Annotated in this window: 1 protein-coding gene; it reads right to left on the bottom strand. The window is 59.7% G+C overall.

Translation table 11 applies throughout. The features are described from left to right. On the bottom strand, nucleotides 1–539 hold a 539-nt coding region (locus ACFQ2O_RS22315), incomplete at its 3' end, for a reverse transcriptase domain-containing protein (protein WP_377533235.1). Nucleotides 540–571 lie beyond the last annotated feature (32 nt).

Below are 571 nucleotides of genomic sequence, written 5' to 3'. Positions count from 1 at the left end.
AGTCTCCCTTTGATGAGGATGGGAGCCCGGAGCCACTTACGGATCAGGCGCAGGGTCAGGGGGCATTTTACCTTCCGGTAGAGCAGTTGCAAAAGCAGGCAGTGGTCCACCTCGTCAAAGAAGTTGGCAAGGTCGATGTCCACGATGTGCTGATAGCCTTCATGGATGCACTTGTGCGCCTGCTGCAGGGCCTGGTGGGCGTTGCGGCCCGGGCGGAAGCCGTAGCTGTGCTCCCTGAACTCTAGCTCAAAGAGCGGCGTGAGCACCTGGTTAACCGCCTGTTGCAGCATGCGGTCGGTGACGGTGGGAATGCCCAGCAGACGACTCTTGCCGTTGCTCTTGGGTATCTCTACCCCCAGGATGGGCTGTGGCAGGTACCTGCCGTTGCAGATGGCGGTGGCGATGGCGCCCCTGTTTTCTTTCAGGTGCAAAGCCAGCTCCTCTACCCGCATACCGTCCGCGCCGGCCGAACCCTTGTTGGCCACAACGTGCGTGTATGCCCGGAGCATGTTGCCCCGGTGGAGTACCTTCTCGATCATCTGTTGCTACTACTTGTACTGTAATCTCTGCC

Source organism: Pontibacter rugosus (assembly GCF_042678745.1).
Taxonomy (GTDB): domain Bacteria; phylum Bacteroidota; class Bacteroidia; order Cytophagales; family Hymenobacteraceae; genus Pontibacter; species Pontibacter rugosus.
The sequence above is the reverse complement of the archived record's forward strand: the minus strand, read 5'-3'. Positions and strand labels throughout refer to the sequence as shown.